The sequence below is a fragment of the Micromonospora sp. NBC_00860 genome (assembly GCF_045207375.1).
In the GTDB taxonomy this organism is placed as follows: Bacteria; Actinomycetota; Actinomycetes; order Mycobacteriales; family Micromonosporaceae; genus Micromonospora; species Micromonospora vinacea.
On record NZ_CP108825.1, the window covers coordinates 2,554,118 to 2,569,970 of the forward strand.

20 protein-coding genes are annotated in these 15,853 nt (G+C 70.9%); 3 read left to right on the forward strand and 17 right to left on the reverse strand.

The window, feature by feature from the left end:
- Positions 1 to 54 precede the first annotated feature (54 nt).
- Both OH804_RS11620 and OH804_RS11625 read right to left on the reverse strand, forming a co-directional pair.
- A complete protein-coding gene (locus OH804_RS11620) occupies positions 55 to 897 on the reverse strand; it encodes an NAD-dependent protein deacetylase (RefSeq protein WP_406065002.1) in 843 nt (280 codons plus the stop codon).
- Between the two features lie 92 nt (positions 898 to 989).
- Positions 990 to 2,057, reverse strand: a complete 1,068-nt coding sequence (locus OH804_RS11625; RefSeq protein ID WP_406066506.1) for a MerR family transcriptional regulator — start codon at positions 2,055 to 2,057, stop codon at positions 990 to 992.
- A 118-nt stretch (positions 2,058 to 2,175) separates the two neighbouring features.
- On the opposite strand from OH804_RS11625, the gene OH804_RS11630 reads away from it, so the two are divergent.
- Entirely contained in the window at positions 2,176 to 2,832 is a 657-nt protein-coding gene (locus OH804_RS11630) for an NAD(P)-binding oxidoreductase (protein WP_406065004.1), read from the forward strand.
- A 24-nt stretch (positions 2,833 to 2,856) separates the two neighbouring features.
- Complete coding sequence (locus OH804_RS11635; protein ID WP_406065006.1) at positions 2,857 to 3,135, forward strand: DUF1905 domain-containing protein; 279 nt, start codon at positions 2,857 to 2,859, stop codon at positions 3,133 to 3,135.
- A gap of 46 nt (positions 3,136 to 3,181) precedes the next feature.
- On the opposite strand, the gene OH804_RS11640 is transcribed toward OH804_RS11635, so the two are convergent.
- From OH804_RS11640 to OH804_RS11710, 15 genes are all read right to left on the reverse strand, one after another.
- Positions 3,182 to 3,877 carry a DivIVA domain-containing protein gene (locus OH804_RS11640; RefSeq protein ID WP_406065008.1) on the reverse strand — a complete coding sequence of 232 codons (696 nt, stop codon included), beginning with the start codon at positions 3,875 to 3,877 and terminating at the stop codon, positions 3,182 to 3,184.
- Between the two features lie 52 nt (positions 3,878 to 3,929).
- Positions 3,930 to 5,111, reverse strand: a complete 1,182-nt coding sequence (locus tag OH804_RS11645; RefSeq protein ID WP_406065010.1) for a globin domain-containing protein — start codon at positions 5,109 to 5,111, stop codon at positions 3,930 to 3,932.
- 2 nt (positions 5,112 to 5,113) lie between these two features.
- Entirely contained in the window at positions 5,114 to 5,512 is a 399-nt protein-coding gene (locus OH804_RS11650) for a group 1 truncated hemoglobin (protein ID WP_196923084.1), read from the reverse strand.
- 258 nt (positions 5,513 to 5,770) lie between these two features.
- Positions 5,771 to 6,367: a MerR family transcriptional regulator gene (locus tag OH804_RS11655; RefSeq protein ID WP_196923083.1), complete on the reverse strand. Its 597-nt coding sequence runs from the start codon at positions 6,365 to 6,367 to the stop codon at positions 5,771 to 5,773.
- A gap of 159 nt (positions 6,368 to 6,526) precedes the next feature.
- Entirely contained in the window at positions 6,527 to 6,991 is a 465-nt protein-coding gene (locus OH804_RS11660; RefSeq protein WP_030327706.1) for a bifunctional nuclease family protein, read from the reverse strand.
- A 185-nt stretch (positions 6,992 to 7,176) separates the two neighbouring features.
- Complete coding sequence (locus OH804_RS11665; RefSeq protein WP_196923082.1) at positions 7,177 to 7,878, reverse strand: MerR family transcriptional regulator; 702 nt, start codon at positions 7,876 to 7,878, stop codon at positions 7,177 to 7,179.
- A 50-nt stretch (positions 7,879 to 7,928) separates the two neighbouring features.
- Positions 7,929 to 8,381, reverse strand: a complete 453-nt coding sequence (locus tag OH804_RS11670) for an FHA domain-containing protein (RefSeq protein ID WP_007071101.1) — start codon at positions 8,379 to 8,381, stop codon at positions 7,929 to 7,931.
- A gap of 214 nt (positions 8,382 to 8,595) precedes the next feature.
- Entirely contained in the window at positions 8,596 to 8,976 is a 381-nt protein-coding gene (gene gcvH, locus OH804_RS11675) for a glycine cleavage system protein GcvH (RefSeq protein WP_091397961.1), read from the reverse strand.
- A gap of 60 nt (positions 8,977 to 9,036) precedes the next feature.
- Positions 9,037 to 10,050 carry a DUF881 domain-containing protein gene (locus tag OH804_RS11680; RefSeq protein ID WP_406065013.1) on the reverse strand — a complete coding sequence of 338 codons (1,014 nt, stop codon included), beginning with the start codon at positions 10,048 to 10,050 and terminating at the stop codon, positions 9,037 to 9,039.
- A gap of 11 nt (positions 10,051 to 10,061) precedes the next feature.
- The gene (locus OH804_RS11685; protein WP_030327710.1) at positions 10,062 to 10,394 is read right to left on the reverse strand and encodes a small basic family protein; all 333 of its coding nucleotides are present in this window, start codon (positions 10,392 to 10,394) and stop codon (positions 10,062 to 10,064) included.
- Complete coding sequence (locus OH804_RS11690) at positions 10,391 to 11,335, reverse strand: DUF881 domain-containing protein (protein ID WP_196923080.1); 945 nt, start codon at positions 11,333 to 11,335, stop codon at positions 10,391 to 10,393. The genes OH804_RS11685 and OH804_RS11690 overlap by 4 nt, the downstream gene beginning before the upstream one ends.
- Positions 11,332 to 11,964 (reverse strand): CDP-alcohol phosphatidyltransferase family protein, encoded by a 633-nt coding sequence (locus OH804_RS11695; protein ID WP_196923079.1) that lies wholly within the window; start codon positions 11,962 to 11,964, stop codon positions 11,332 to 11,334. The genes OH804_RS11690 and OH804_RS11695 overlap by 4 nt, the downstream gene beginning before the upstream one ends.
- A 296-nt stretch (positions 11,965 to 12,260) precedes the next feature.
- A complete protein-coding gene (locus tag OH804_RS11700; protein ID WP_406065016.1) occupies positions 12,261 to 12,728 on the reverse strand; it encodes a MarR family winged helix-turn-helix transcriptional regulator in 468 nt (155 codons plus the stop codon).
- A gap of 56 nt (positions 12,729 to 12,784) precedes the next feature.
- Entirely contained in the window at positions 12,785 to 13,957 is a 1,173-nt protein-coding gene (locus tag OH804_RS11705) for a PP2C family protein-serine/threonine phosphatase (protein WP_196923077.1), read from the reverse strand.
- Positions 13,958 to 14,028: 71 nt separating this feature from the next.
- On the reverse strand, positions 14,029 to 14,775 hold the full coding sequence (locus tag OH804_RS11710) for an SAM-dependent methyltransferase (protein WP_406065018.1): 747 nt from the start codon (positions 14,773 to 14,775) through the stop codon (positions 14,029 to 14,031).
- 112 nt (positions 14,776 to 14,887) lie between these two features.
- On the opposite strand from OH804_RS11710, the gene OH804_RS11715 reads away from it, so the two are divergent.
- The gene (locus OH804_RS11715) at positions 14,888 to 15,769 is read left to right on the forward strand and encodes a universal stress protein (RefSeq protein WP_406065020.1); all 882 of its coding nucleotides are present in this window, start codon (positions 14,888 to 14,890) and stop codon (positions 15,767 to 15,769) included.
- Positions 15,770 to 15,853: the final 84 nt, after the last annotated feature.

Here is a 15,853-nt window from a genome sequence, read left to right on the forward strand (position 1 = left end):
CAGCGTTGGTGTTTCCGGCGGATGTCCTCCCCCCGGGGCCCCAGGGCCCTGCCGTCACACCTTGAGCGGGGCTCCAGCGGCGACCCGGGCGGCCAACTGCGGCAACACCGCGCCCAACGGGGCGTCGACGCACACGGTGGCGTGGCCGTCACCCCGGGTCGGCCCCTGGTTGACGATCGCGACCGGGATGCCCTGTTTCGCGGCCCGAATCACGAACCGGCGCCCCGACATGACCGTCAACGACGACCCGAGCACCAGCAACGACCGGGCCTGCCCCACGGCGGCGAAACACCGCGACACCCGCTGCGGCGGCACCGTCTCGCCGAAGAACACCACGTCCGGTTTCAACATCCCGGTGCCGCAGATCCCGCAGTCCACCGGCCGGAACGCCGCCACCTGCTCATCGGGGAGATCAACATCACCGTCCGGGTTGACCGCGGCGACGCGGGCCACGAAGTCCGGATTGGCCTCGCGCAGCCGCCGGTCAAGCTCCTCCCGGGAGGTCAGGTTGCCGCAGTCCAGGCAGGTCACCTCGTCCAGGCGGCCGTGCAACTCGATCACCGACGGGCTGCCGGCCGCCCCGTGCAGACCGTCGACGTTCTGAGTGATCACCGTGTCGACCAGACCAGCGTGTTGCAGCGCCGCCACCGCCCGGTGCCCGGCGTTGGGCGCCGCGCCCGCGATCAACCGCCACCCCAGGTGGCTACGCGCCCAGTAACGCCGCCGGGCCAGGGGGTCCCGGGTGAACGCCTGGAACGTCATCGGCGTGTGCCGTCGCGCCACCCCGCTGGGCCCCCGGTAGTCCGGAATTCCCGACTCGGTCGACAGGCCGGCGCCGCTGAGCACCACCACCCCACCACCGGCCACCAGCGAGGTCAACGCGTCGAAACTCTCCATCACCTCTCCATGCTGCCTCAACCCGTCCGCCAACGCCGAGCCCCGCGCCGGGTGGGCGACCCCACCCGACGCGGCCCGACGTCGACGACCCTCTACGCCGCGACGACGTCGGCGACGACGCAGGCGACGTTGTCCGGCGCCCCCTCAACCCGCGCCAGATCGATCAACGCCCGCACCGTGTCCCCGGGATCGTCCGTCGCCGTCAACGCCGACAGCAGGTCACCCCGGGCGACGACAGCGGACAACCCGTCGGAGCACAACAGGTACCGGTCACCGGGCAACGCCGTGCGCAGCGCCAGATCCGCCTCGACCTGCCGACCGCCGCCGAGGGCGCGCACCAGCACCGCCCGCTGGGGATGCGCCGCGGCCTGGTCCCGGTCGAGCCGGCCCTGATCGACCTGGGCCTGCACCCAGGTGTGATCCTGCGTGAGCAGCGACAGCTCACCACCGCGCAACAGGTAGGCGCGGGTGTCACCGACGTGCACCAGCCCCAGCCGGGAACCGCTGAACAGCAACGCGGTCAACGTGGTGACCGGCTGGTCGACGTCGGTGGCCAACCCGTGCACGGCACCGTCGGCGTCGCTCACCGCGCCGGCCAGCATCGTCAGCAGGTCGGCGGCCGGCACGCCGCTCAGTGCCAACGGCTTCAGAGCGTCGACGGCGGCGGCGCTGGCCGCCGCGCCGCCAGGCCCCCGCATACCGTCGGCCACTGCCAGCAACCGCTCGCTGGCGTACGCGGTGTCCTCGTTGCTGTCACGCACCAGCCCGGTGTCAGCACCGGCGGCGCAGCGGACGACAACGGCGGAATTCGGGTCAGACATGGTGGTGCCCCCTTCAGAGAGGTGATCCACGAGGAGGGTGGCGAGCCGGGCGCGCGCCGCGGTGTCCGCGCTGACCTGCCGCCAGTACGCGCTGATCGCCTCGGCCGCCGCCGCGGACTCCAGGCCACACACGACCCGGATCGTCGCCAACGGCATACCGAGCCGACGCAACTGGGCCACCAGCCGGGCCACCGGCAGCTGAGCCGGGTCGTAGAGCCGGTAACCGGACTCCGGATCGACAGCGGCCGGCACCAACAGCCCACCCCGGTCGTACAGGCGCAACGCCTTCGGCGTCAGCCTCGCCGCCCGGGCGAACGCCCCGATGGTCATCAGCCCCACGTCGACATCCTCCTCGCGCCGGTCACGGCGACCGGCACCCACCAGGCTCAGGGTTACCCGAAGGTCAAGGTCAAGCCGGCGCCGCCGCCGGCACCGGCGGCGCCGGTAGGTTGGGCGCATGCGCGTCGTCATCGCCGGAGGCCACGGCAAGATCGCCCTGCTGCTGCAACGTCACCTTGTCGGGCGCGGCGACACCGCCGTCGGCCTCATCCGCAACCCCGAGCAGACAGCGACGCTGCGCGCCGCCGGCGCCACCCCCGTCGTCTGCGACCTGGAACACACCGAGGTCGCGCAGCTCGCCGACCACCTGCACGGCGCCAACGCGGTGGTCTTCGCCGCGGGCGCCGGCCCCGGCAGCGGCGCCGCCCGCAAGGACAGCGTCGACCGGGCCGCCGCCGCGCTCCTCGCCGACGCCGCCACCCGCGCCGGCGTCCACCGCTACCTGCTCGTCTCCTCCATGGGCGTGGACGACCCACCCGCCCCCGGCGGCGACGACGTGTGGGCGGCGTACCTGCGCGCCAAACGCGCCGCCGAGGACGACCTGCGCGGCCGCGACCTGGCCTGGACGGTGCTACGACCCGGCCGGCTCACCGACGACCCACCCACCGGGCGGGTCACCCTCACCCCACACGCCGGTCGGGGCGCGATCAGCCGCACCGACGTCGCCCACGTCCTCGTCGCCCTGCTCGACGAACCGCGCACCACCGGCGCGACACTGGAACTCGTCGACGGGCCCACCCCGATCGCCGAGGCCGTCCGCGCCGCCGCCAGCTGACCGACCGTCGCGCCGAGGAGAGCCATGGACCCGCAACCACTGGACTACCGCTTCACCGCGCCCATCGAGAAGGACGGCGCGTTCGCCACGTACGTGACAGTGCCCGACTCCGCGAACCTGCTCGGCACCCGACGCGCCGTCAAGGTCACCGGCACCATCGACGGGCACCCGTTCAACGCCACCCTGATGCCCTCCGGCGCTGGCCCCCACTGGCTGCCCATCCGCGCCGCCCTGTGCAAGGCCATCGGTAAGAGCGCCGCCGGCTCCGAGGTCACCTTCCACCTCGACCAACGGCTCAGCTGAGCCGAGTGGGGTCCGCTGACGTGCGCGGACCCCACTCGGCGACGACTCAACGCTGCTGGTGGCGCGGCAACGCCGCCTGCCCCAGCACACCACCCTCGAACGGCGCCCCCGGCGTCTCCGCCGCGATCCGATCCATCGTGCGCGCCAACTGCTCACTGCCGTCGTCGAGATGCCGCGCCGCCGCCTGCATGTGCGACACCATCATCTCCCCGAAGATCCGCAACGCCTCCCGGGTCGCCACCGTGTCGTCGAAGCTCGGCCCCGCCGCGCTGCGGTACTCCGCCACCGCCCGCTCCGCCTCCTGCTTCGCCTCCGCCTCCGCCGCCTGCAGGTAACTCTCGTACTGCACCCGGGCGTACTCGGCGACCCGACGCGCGTAATCGTGCGCCTGCGCGATGATCTGCTCGGCCTCCCGCTGCGCCGCCGACAGCAGATTCACCTCCCGCGCCGCCGGAACCTTCGCCGCCGCACCCGTACTCGGAATCACCCCGTGCCGGTGCAACTCCACCCGATCGGTCAGCCGCTCATTCTCCGCCCGCAACGTCGCGATCTGCGTCGCCAACAGGTCCAACTCGTCAGCGACCTGCATCCGGAACCGGTCCACGTCGGCGTTGTCGTACCCACGCCGGGCGAACGACGCCGCACCGAACTCCCACCGCCGAACCCGATCGGCGGTCATCCGCACCTGCACACCGCCGGAAACCTGCACCCCGTCATACCGACTGATCGGTGTCGCGCTCACCTGTGCAGACCTCCGTTCGCGACTGCGGGGCTCGCAAGCTCACTCCTCGCGCTCACCTGTGCCCACCTCCCGAAGCGTCACCCGCAGCCGACTGCTGCACCGCCGTCCGCCACGCCGCGCCGTACCACTGCGCACCCAGGCCCTCGTGGTGCACCTGACCCTCGTGGTAACCCGCCTGCACCAACGTCCGCACCGCGTGCGACACCATCTCGTCCGACCCACACACGAACACGTGCCGGGAACGCCAGTCACCGTCGGCCAACGCCCGGTCCACCGCCTGCACGAACTCACCCGGCCGGTGCACATCGGCACCCACCACGTACGTCACCGTCAACCACGGATACGACGACGCCAACTTGTCGATCGCGTCGCTGTCGTAGAACTCGCTACGGGAACGGGCCCCCACGTAGAGGTCCACCCGCCGGCGGGAACCCTCCGCGGCCACCTGCTCCACCAACGCCTTCACCGGCGCCCAACCGGTGCCCGCGACCAACAGCAACAGGTCACTGGAGCCCGCCGACCGCAACCCCAACCGGTCCCCCACCGGCGCCGCCAGGTGGATCCGATCCCCCACCGCCGACCCGTACACCAGCCGCGACGACACCGCGCCACCCGGCGCGGCCCGCACATGCAACTCCAACGTGCCGTCCGCCCGCGGCGCGTTCGCCGGCGAGTAGTACCGCCACGACCGCACCGACGGGTGCGACACCCCGATCGACTGACCCGGAGTGAACGGCAACAGGTACTGCGGACGCACCGTCAACACCGCCACGTCGAACGCCCGCCGCTCGTGCGCCACGATCTCCGCCACCCACCACGGCGGATTGACCGCCTCAGCGGCCTGCGCGGCCTCGATCATCACCTGGGCGACCAACCCGTACGCGGCCGTCCAGTCCGCGGCCAACTCGTCGGTCCACTGCTCGGCGAGGAAATGCTGCAACGTCGCCACCAGCGCCTCACCGACCGCCGGGTAGTGCTCCGCGCGGACCGCGAACTTGCGGTGATCCGCGCCGAGGTCCTGCAGGAAACCCACCAGCCGATCCACCTGGTCCACGTTGGACACGATGTGACCCAACGCGGTCACGAGGCGGTCCCGCTGACCGGCCATGTTCGTGGGGAACATCTGCCGTGTCTCGGGATGAGCGAGGAACAACGTCGAGTAGAAGTAGAGCGGCACCTGGTCACCGTGACCGGCGACCACCGACCAGCTCTGCTTGAGGCGAGCCGCGTCCACGCTCAGACGCCCGACCTGTTCCCGGCAGCCACCACCTGGCCCTGCACCTGCCCCAGCACAGTCTGCACGTCAGCGAGGATGTCCGCCGGCACCCCCAACTCGGTCAGCGTCACCGTCAGGTGCTCGCCCACCTTCGCGTAGTGCTCCACAGTGATGTTCAACGGCTGGTGCGCCTCGGCCAACCCGCGACCCGTGTACTCGTTCGGGCCACCCAGCACGACGGTCAACATCAACGCCAGATGCCGCCGCTGAGCCGCCATGTCCACGTCAGCGAAGTAGCCCGCCAACTCCGGGTCCGCGAGCACCTTGTCGTAGAACAGCTCAACCGCCGCCTTGACCGAACTGGCACCGCCAATGCGGTCGTAGTGCGAGGCGGGAGCAGTCTCTTCCGTAACCGTCACGGTCGTTCCTTCCGGGGTGAAAAGGTCCAGAACCGTGAGGGACCATAGCGTGTCAACCGCCTCCGGTCAGCGCCCCCTTATCGGATTCCCGACAACACGGCACCACGCTACGTCACCACTACCGACGGGTATCTCCACAATCGGCCACCGAAACGACACCCACAGTATCCACAGTGGACCGCAACCGCCGAAGGACCCCGCAAACCGTCACCGACGGTCGCGAGACAACAACCGAAAAAAATCCGAAAGTTCGAACGGTCAGCCGGCGCGCCGCCGCGCTCGCCGCGCCGCCAACTCGTCACCCACCGGATCCGAACCCGACGCCACCGCCGGCTCCACCGGGCCGCTCGTCGCCGGCTCCGCCGGCAGATGCGACAACGACCCCTGGATCTCCTTGAAAGCCCCACCGATCGCGATGCCGAAGACCCCCTGGCCACCCTGCAACAGGTCGACCACCTCCTCCGGAGACCGGCACTCGTACACCGTCGTCCCATCAGAGATCAGCGTGATCCCCGCCAGATCCTCCACACCACGCGACCGCAACGCCTCGATCGCCTTACGGATGTTCTGCAGGGACACCCCCGCATCCAACAACCGCTTCACGACCTTCAACACCACCAGGTCCCGGAACGAATACAACCGCTGCGTCCCCGAACCCGAGGCATCACGAACGCTCGGCACCACCAGCGTCGTCCGCGCCCAGTAATCCAACTGCCGGTAACTGATACCCACCGCGTGGCAGGCCGTCACACCCCGGTAGCCAACCGAACCGTCACCCTCAGCCGCCACACCTGGCGACGAGGCACCCGACTCGTCGAACTCTGCACCCGGATCGGAATCCCGCGGCTCGTGCATCCGGACAACCTCCCCGTCAGTGTGGCGACGCATCGTTTCCGGGACGCGCACCCCTCGACATGGAAACCCTATCGCCACCGTCAGGGGTTACCACGGAGGAACCGACGCGACACGCCGCGCAGCCACCAGGAAAGATCACCAACCGAGCCCGGGCACACCTCAGCCCGCGAAATCCTCCGGACGCACCTGCTCCAGGAACTCGCGGAACTTCTCCACCTCGTCCTCCTGCTCGTCAGGGATAACGATCCCCGCCTCGCTGAGGACCTGCTCCGCACAACGAATCGGCGCACCAACCCGCAACGCCAACGCGATCGAATCGCTCGGCCGCGCCGACACCCGCACCCCATCGCCGATCAACAGATCCGCGTAGAAGACGTTCTCCTTCAGCTCGGTGATCTCCACCGCCTGCAAGGGCGCCTTCAACGCCGCCAACACATCCCGCAGAAGATCATGGGTCAACGGCCGGGCCGGCTTGACCCCCTGCTGCTCATAAGCGATAGCCGTCGCCTCGACCGCGCCGATCCAGATCGGCAGATAGCGGTCCCCCTCGACCTCCCTGAGCAGGACGATCGGCTGGTTGCTGGGCAGCTCCACCCGAACTCCGACCACGCTCAGCTCGCGCACCGCCGCCTCCGTGTCGTTGTCACCTACGCCGCACCGCGCCCTTCCCTGCACGGTACACGGACCGCAACACGGCCGTCCCATGCGCTACAGCACCACGCCCGCGCCGAAAAGGGGTTACCCCGGCAAGCCTACGGCACGCTTCCCGGAAGAGATCTTTCCGCTCAGCCACCACCCACCGGGCACCCTCACCGACCCAACGTCGACCGCAAACCCACCCGCACCAACGCCGCGTGCAACTGCTCCGACAACGCCACCAACTCACGCGCCGTCTCCGCCGCCCGCGCCCGCGCCGCCGGATCACTCTGCCGCGCCAACGGCGCCACCAACTGCGCGAACAAACCGACCTCCCGGTCCGCCGCCGTCCGATAACCCCGCAGGTGCCGCGGCTCCAACCCGTACGCCGCCAACCCCGCCACCGCCGACGCGATGATCAGAGCATCCGCGTCATACCACCCCGGCGGATCCGACACCAGCACACCGAGCCGCTCCAACTCCACCAACGTCGACTCGTCGATCCCACTGCGCGCGACCAGATCCGCCCGGCCGAGCCGCACCTGCGACGACTCGGCCGGCTCCGCCACCTCACGACCCGGCACCGCACCATCAGGACCAACCGCCACCAACGCCGGCCGCGACCGCCCCGGCTGCTCACCGGACGAATCCCACTGGGCCAACTGCTCCCGGATCACCCGCAACGGCAGGTACTTGTCCCGCTGCGCGGTCAGCACGAACCGCAACCGCGCCACATCGTCCCAGCTGTACTTCCGGTAACCCGCCGCCGTCCGCTGCGGCTCGACCAAACCCTCGGCCTCAAGAAACCGCAACTTCGAAATCGTGGTGTCCGGAAAATCCACCCGCAACTGCCCAAGCACCTCACCGATGCTCATCAGCGGCTCAGACCGAGCCGCCCCGGGTGACATGGAGGCCGCAGGCTCGTTCACCCCCGGCCGGCCTCCTCCTCCGGGCGCGGACCGGCGATGAACACCACCCGGAACTTACCGATCTGGACCTCGTCACCATTGCTCAACGTGGCCGCCTCAACCCGCTCACGATTGACGTACGTGCCATTCAGGCTGCCCACGTCCCGCACCGTGAACGTCCCACCATCACGGTGGAACTCCGCATGCCGACGCGACACCGTCACGTCGTCCAGGAAGATGTCACTGTCCGGGTGCCGGCCACTGGTCGTCACATCGTGGTCCAACAGGAACCGGGCACCCGCATTCGGGCCTCGACGAACCACCAGCAGCGCCATACCCGGCGGCAACGAACCGGACATCCGGCTCGGCACCACATCGGTATCCGGCCCCTCCAGCACTTCGTCGAGCGAACCGAGATTGAGCGTCGAAGTGACGTCGAGTGGGGGGAACTCGTCGTCTGGCCGCGTCATGGGACCACCTCACGGATCTGTTCGGTCGGCGTCGGGTAATGGCGGGTCTGGCCGCCGGGCACTTGAACACCCGGCGGCTGGCTCCCCGTGCCCGGGAAGGCAATTCCGCAACGCTCAACTATTGGGTTCTCGGTCGACTGGGCGAGCCTAGCCAGCGCCGAAATGCAGGGCAACCGGACGCGCGCAGACATCCCACGCACCGGATCAAGCACACTCAGCCTTCGGTGATCTTCTGATACGCGGCCGCCGTCAGCAACCCATCCGTGGCAGTCGGATCATTCGGCGTGATCTCCACCAACCAACCCTCACCGTACGGATCAGTGTTGATCAGCTCAGGCGTGTCAGCCAACGCGTCGTTACGCGCCGCCACCGTACCGGCCACCGGCGCGTAGATCTCCGACACACTCTTGGTCGACTCGATCTCACCCAACGAGTCACCGGCCGCGACCACCGCACCCGCCTCGGGCAACTGCACGTACACGATGTCACCGAGCGCGTCCTGCGCGAAGTGGGTGATGCCGACCCGGACCGAAGCCGTGCCGTCACCCGCCACCCACTCATGCTCGGCGGTGTATCGCAGATCCTCGGGAATCACCAGACGCGTCCTTCATCCATCGGTGCCCCGGACCACCCGGGTCCGGCGCGGCCGCGCCGGTCAGGAGACCGGACGGGCGTGTTCCAACTTGATCGGCACGTGCAGCGCCGAAACCTCGGCAACCTCACGCTCCCCAAACGTCACGTTACCGCCGCCACCCCGGACCGACGCCACCACCCCACCAGGAATGTTCAACGCCGTACGCATCGTCGCCGGATCACCGATCACCGTGATCGTGTACGGCCCCGTCAACCGACGCCCCTCGACCACCAACGACCCGTTGTCCCCATCCAGGAAGTACGTCGATGCGATGATCCGCACGGTCGCCCGATCCCCACCGGAGATCTGCATCGCCTCCGCGCCCGCACCACGCAGCTCCTGCACCGCGTCCAACACCCGGTTCGCCGAGATCGGCTTCACACCGGCGTCGAACTGCACCGTCAACCCCGGCCCCACCGCCGGCAACGTCCCCGCCAGGATGCCCAACTCGTCCGCCCGCCGCGTCGCCTCATCCAACGCCGCCTGGCGACCCTGCTCACCCGACTGCAACTGCCGCTGACTGTCCTCCAGGGCCCGGATGTCCTGCTGCAGGCGGTTCTCCCGCGCATCCAGATCCGACAGGATCCGGACCAGGTCCTCCTGCCGCGTCGCCCCCAACGTCGGGTCCGTCGACGTCGTCTTCAACTGCACGACCAACGTGAACCCCAGCAACGCCAACAACGCCACGATCATCACCCCGGCCGTACTCCACCGGGACCGACCAGCCACCGCCGGCGCCGTCGACTCCCCCACCGGCTCGGCCAACCCGTCGGAACTCGCCACCGGCTCCCCCGAGCGCGACATCGTGCTCAGGTCCACCGTCGCACCGTCGTCGACCGGCTCCACACCCGGCTCCGCCGCAGGCTCATCATCCGACGGCCCCGGCTGCGCGGGCGACTCCGGCGCCAACGGACTCAACTCGTCCGGGTCCGGCGCATCCGGCCGCGGATCCGGCTCACCCGCCGGCCCACCCGGCCGCACCGGACCCGCCGGCTGCGGCCACCCGGTGCCCGTGTCGGTCTGCTCGTCACTCATCGCAACCCAACCTACGCCCGGAACAGGTGCCGACGGATCGCCGCCACGTTGCCGAAGATACGCACACCCAACACAACGACCACACCGGTGGACAACTGCCCGCCCACCCCCAGCTGGTCACCCAGATACACGATCAGACCAGCGACAAGCACGTTCGAAATGAACGACACCACGAACTGCTTGTCGTCGAAGATGCGGTCCAACCGGGCCCGCACCCCACCGAACACCGCGTCCAACGCGGCCACCACCGCGATCGGCAGGTACGGCTGCAACGCCGCCGGCACCGTGGGATCAAGCCACACGCCCAGCACCACACCGGCGAGCAACGCCAGCACCGCGATCATCGGCCACCTCCGGAGGGGCTAACAGTCGTCGCCGGACCGGACGACCCGGGACTGCCGGACCGGACACCCGACGCGGAAGGGCTCGGACTGACCGACGGCTTGGCGTAGCGTAGCTGCGGCTCCGGCGCGGCCGGCAACGTGAGGTCATCGGACTCCCGCACACCGAACGACAACCCGGTCTTCTGCGCGACCTCCCGCATCAGCGCCGCGTTACGGCTGTCCTCGAACTTGCGCCGCATCGAACCCGGCCCGATCGCCGACACCTCGTACGGCCCGGTCACCGGCCGGAAATCCACCAGCATCGCCTCACCCGCCGACCGGATCGTCGACGTCGCCGTCAACCGCTGCCCGTTGATGGCGATCGCCTCCGCGCCGGCACTCCACAACGCGTTCGCCACCCCCTGCAGGTCGCTGTAGAGCACCCGCGGCGGCCCAGCGCCGGCACCGGTCACCGCGTCCGCGTTGTCCGGCGCGTCCGCCAACCGCACCACCACACCGTCACCACGCACCCGCCCCAACCCGGTGCTCGCCTCCAGGTTGCGCAACCGGGCGGCAGCCGAGCCGCTCAACGCCGCGTCCCGCTGCCGACTGACCTCCTCGCGCAGCTGGTCCGCCCGGGTGGACAACCGATCGGTCTGGTTCTCCCGCTCCTTGATCTGCGCCACCAGCCCCGAGCGGGCCTGACTGCGACCCGGCTCGTCCGCCATCGTCTGCCGGTACGCGACAGCGAACAGGAAACCGAGCATCACCACCACGACCAGGCTCACCGACCGCGCCGGCAGGGCCCGCCACCCGCGCGCCGGGGCGGACCCCTCCGAGCGCCGACGCGCGGCAGCCGCGTCCGCGTACCCCGGATCCAGCGGGTTGCGAAACAGTTCGGTGAGGAAGTCCGGCGCGTACACCCGGTCCTGGCCGGGTTTCCCCAGCCGCGGCCCGCTCACGCCGCCGCCCCCGGGCCACGCGCCGCGCGCACCAGCCGGGACGCCTGCACGACGTACATCCCGCCGGCCACCCAGTAGAGCACCAGTCCCCACCACGCCAACGCCCAGCCGATGGCGCTCGCCGCCGTCGCCACGTCGGTCGCCGCGGTGGCCAACAACAACACCGGGAACGCCGCGAGCAGCAGGAACGTGGCAGTCTTGCCCACGTAGTGCACCGGCGGCGGCCCGTACCCGTAGCGACGCAGCACCGCCAGCGAGGCGAGCAGGAGCACCTCACGGGCCAGCAGCGCCGCGGTGAACTGCCACGGCACCACCTCCCGCGCGGTGAAGGCGACCAGGGTGGCGAGGATGTAGAGCCGGTCGGCGAGCGGGTCGAGCAGCTCGCCCAGGCGGCTCACCTGACGCAGGCGGCGGGCGATCCAACCGTCGACCCAGTCGGTGGTGCCACCGATGGCCAGTACGACGACCGCCGCCACGTCGGCCCGCTCCACCAGGAACAGGTAGAGGAAGAGCGGCACGCCCAGCAGCCGCCCGAAGCTGATCAGGTTGGGCAGGGTGAGCACCTGGTTGCCGGGAGCCTCGTCACCGGTGTCCCGCGGTTGCTCTGCCCGAGCCTGCCGACGCGACACCGATCCTCCTCCACGGCACGCGGGCCCCCGGCCGACGCCGGGCGCGGCTGAGGGTCGTACGCGCTGTCGGGCCGACCAGCGCCGGCTCTCCCCTGCGGCCCCGGGCGGGGCCCCTTCCCCTGATGCGGCCCGCGATCTCGACGATCGCGGGCCGGGTAGGTGCGCTGCCACTATATCGGGCTTCCTCTCGCTGGCCGGGTGCCGCCGCCGGGCTGTCGGTGCGGTTGTGCCGCACTGTGGCGTGGATCACCACGCGTAGAGCGTCCTAGGATACTAGTGGAAGAGGGAGGCGACGCTCAGGCCGTCTGCGCGGCGGCGGGATCGGTCTGCTGCTGCTCCGGCACCGAGGTCGCCGCGCGAGCGAACCCGACCAGCGCCAGCAACAGCTCGTGCTGCGTCCGCGCCGGCATCCGGTCCAGCACCGCCTGCACCGCGCGCTGCCGCCGCTCGGCCAACTCCCCCAACAGGGTCAGCGCCGCAGCGGTCGGCACCAACCGCACCTCCCGCCGGTCGCGGGGGTCGGCCACCCGGCGCAACAGCCCGGTCGCCTCCAACCGGTCGCACAGCCGGCTCGCCGACGAGGGCACCACGTCCAGCAGCTCCGCCAACCCGTTGACGTTGGTCTCCGGCCGACCGCTGATCAGCGTGAGCACCCTCAGCTGGGTGGGCGGCACCTGGTGCCGCGCCGCAGCCGACTCCAGCACGGCGATCAGCGTCGAGGCGGCCGCGTCGATCGCCGCGGCGAGATCCGCAGGTCGCTCCACCTGATGTCCCCTGCCGTCGTCGCGCTGGTGCCCGCCCGGCAACGCGGCGGCGAATCTCACCTCGTGCCCCGATCGGGTGGACCGTGCCAGTCCAGACAGACCACGACGGCGTCGTCGCGCAGATCGGAATCCGCGTGGTAGGCGTGCAGTTCGCGCATCACCGTACCAACCGCCTCAGCGGGCGGCTGCAGCCGCGTGGCGCGCAACGACCGCGCCATCATCCGCTGCCCGTACGGCTCCTGACCCGGCGGCTCGGCGGCCCACACCCCGTCGCTGACCACGAAGAGCCGGTCACCGGGGGCGAGTTGCACCTCCTGAAGCTCGTAGCGGGTCTCGGCGAACATGCCCAGCGGCAGCTGCTGATCCAGCTTCATCGGCTCGACAGTGGACCCGCGCATCCGCAACAGATGGGGGGAGCCCGCGTCGACCGCCCGCACCCGGCCGAGGCGGGTGTCCACCTCGAGCAGCAGGGTGGCCACGTACCGGGCGCCCCGATGTTGGTAGAAGACCGTGTCCGAGGCCAGCTCGGCCTGTTCCACAAGGCCGCCGCCGGAACGACGCGCGTTGCGCATCGCGTTGACCGTGACGGCGGTCAACAGGGACGCGGCCAGCCCGTTGCCCTCGCCGTTGAGCACCGTCACCGTGAGACGGTCGCCATCGAGCGACCAGTCGAAGTGGTCGCCGCCCACCGTGTACGCCGGTTCGAGCTGACCGGCCAGATCGAACGCGTGGTGTGACACACCGCGGCCGGGCAGCAGGTCCCACTGCATCTCGGCGGCCATCGTCAGTCGCTCCCGGCGGCGCGCCCGGCGGTAACGGTCGGTCTCCCGGTCCGCCGCGCGCATCGCCACCGCCAGGGAGCCGGCGATGTCAGTGGCCCGACCGGTGACCGCCGCGTTCGGCACTGTCGGAAGCTCGATCAGCAGCACGCCGAGCCGCTCTCCCCACACCGTCAACGGCAGGTAGAGCCGGCACGGGCCCTCGCCGTCGCGTACCGGTTGCTGGCTGCTGAAGCAGCGCTGCGCGACGGTGTGGCAGGCCAGGAAGCCGCCCGACGGCAGGTCCGGGTCCAAAACCGGCCAGAGGCCGCTGATCCGGTAGTCGGCGACGAAGACGTCGGTGCGCAGCGCACCCATCGCCGACCGGATCGCCCGGTCCGCGGCCTCCGCCAACTGGTCGGGCGGGGCCTCGCGCAACGCGCGCGACACCACGTCCGGCGCGTCTACCATCGTCGTCCTCCCCAGAAGCTTGCTATAGGGCAAGCATCATACGGACGCCCCTGGACGGACGATCGGCGCGGTCAGTCCGCCGCGCGGGTCGCCAGCACACCATGGAACGCGTCGGGCACCCGCGGCGGCGGGCCGTCCGGCCGCCACTCGGCGACCGGCACGATCCCGTCCGCCGTCGGCGCCCATCGACCCAACAGCGGCGCGAACGCCGCCGGTGGGCGCATCCGGAACTGCGGGCCCATCATGGCCAGCGCCTGCGGATGACCGGCCAGCTCCTCGGTGTCGAAATCCACGGCGAGCAGGCTGCCCGGCGCGGCGGCGGCGTACAACTCGTCCAGGGTGCGGGTCAGCGTGGCGTCGTCGAGGAACGCGGCCAACCCCAGGAAGACCACTCCGACCGGCCGCCGACCCCACCCCGGCACGAAACGGTGCAGCTGCGCCGGATCGACAGTGCCGATGTCGGTCGCGTCACCGAAGCCGTAGCCCGCCCGGTCGCTGCCGGCGAGGATGCTCTGTCCCAGTCGGATGGTGACCGGGTCGACGTCGGTGTAGAGCACCGTCGCGTCCGGGGCGACCTCGTGCACGTTGCCCATCGTCGGCACCCCGGCGCCGAACACCAGGAACCCGTCCACGGCCTCGGCGGCCATGGCCCGCACCGCCCGGCCCAGGAACGCCCGCAACTCCCGGAACACCGGGGCGCACGGCCCGTACGCCTGCTCGAACGCGTTCGCGGCGGCCACGTCCACGGGAAAGTGGTGCTGCCCGCCGAGCCAGAAGTCGATCATGCGAGCGGTACTCGGCTGGTCCGGTTCACCCATCGGCGGCGCTCCCTCCCCGGTCGTCGCCAGCGTACCGACCGGGGAGCGCTCAGCGGTATCGCGGCGCGAGGGCGTCCGGGCCCGCGATACTGGCCGCGGGCGGAGGTGGGCGGTGAACTCGGCAAACAACGCGGCAGTGGTGGTCGGCGTCGACGGCTCGGAGTCGGCGCTGCGCGCCGTACGCCTCGCCGCCACCGAGGCGGCACGCCGCAACCGACCGCTGCGGGTCGTGCACGGCTTCATCTGGCCGCTGCTGCACGTACCGGTCTCCCCCGCCCCGGACGCGCCGCCCGGCGGTGGACTGCGCCACCGGGCCGAGGAACTGGTCGAGGCCGCGGTGAACGAGGCCGAGGCGACAGTGCCCGGCCTGTCGGCCTCCGGCGAGATCATCGACGGTGAGGCCGCCGCGGTGCTGGTGGGCGAGTCCCCCAGCGCCGCGCTCATCGTGCTCGGCGACCGCGGGCTGGGTGGGTTCTCCGCGCTGGTGGTCGGCTCCGTCGCGGTGCAGGTCGCCGCGTACGCCGACTGTCCGGTGCTCGTCGCGCGCGGCACGGAACGACCCGACGAGCCGGTGCTGGTCGCGGTGGACGGCTCGGACGCCTCCCGGCGGGCGGCGGACTTCGCCGCCGAGACCGCCGTGTCGCGTGGTGTGCCACTGGTGGCGGTGCACGCCTACCGACACCCGGGCAGCAGCGGGCCGGGCGACATGCAACCCCTGGTGTACGACGAGGCGAAGCTGCGCGGCGAGCAGGAGCGGATGCTCGCCGGGTGGCTGACCGGGCTCACCGAGGAGCACCGGGGTCTGCGGTTGACCTGCCAGGTGGTCCACGGTCGACCCGGCAGTGTGCTCGCCGAGGCGTCCCGCTCCGCCCAACTGGCTGTCGTCGGTGGGCGCGGGCGCGGCGAGGTGACCGGGTTGCTGCTGGGGTCGGTGAGTCAGTCGATGCTGCACCACGCGCAGTGCCCGGTCGTCGTGGTCCGCGCGCCCCAGTAGCCCGCCGTGGTTGGTCCGCCGCCAGACGGGTAGACGGCCGCGGTACGCCCAGCGGACGGTGGGCAGCACCAGGTGCCCAGACCG